Below are 409 nucleotides of genomic sequence, written 5' to 3' on the forward strand. Positions count from 1 at the left end.
TTGCCGGTGATGGTGTTGATCTCGCCGTTGTGGGCGAGGAAGCGGAACGGCTGCGCCAGCGGCCATTTCGGCAGGGTGTTGGTGGAGAAGCGCTGGTGGAATACGCAGATCGCGGTCTGCAGGCGCTCGTCGCCAAGGTCCGGATAGAAGGCGGCCAGGTCGGCCGGAATCATCCGGCCCTTGTAGATGATGGTCTTGTGCGAAAAGCTGCAGATGTAGTGGTCGCTGTCGGCGGCGTTGGCCACCGACGAGCGGCGCCGTGCGCTGAACAGCTTGATGGCGAAGTCCTGGTCGCTCAGGCCGGCGCCGCCGATGAACACCTGTTCGATCTGCGGCAGGCGCTCCAGCGCCAGGCGGCCGAGAACGCTGGTATCGATCGGCACCTTGCGCCAGCCGACCAGCTCCAGTC

1 protein-coding gene is annotated in these 409 nt (G+C 65.3%); it reads right to left on the reverse strand.

The window, feature by feature from the left end; translation table 11 throughout:
- Nucleotides 1-409 (reverse strand): hypothetical protein (locus FLP08_RS17175; RefSeq protein WP_156278138.1); only part of this gene is annotated, 409 nt, incomplete at both ends.

The organism is Christiangramia aestuarii, assembly GCF_009735585.1.
Classification (GTDB): Bacteria; Bacteroidota; Bacteroidia; order Flavobacteriales; family Flavobacteriaceae; genus Christiangramia; species Christiangramia aestuarii.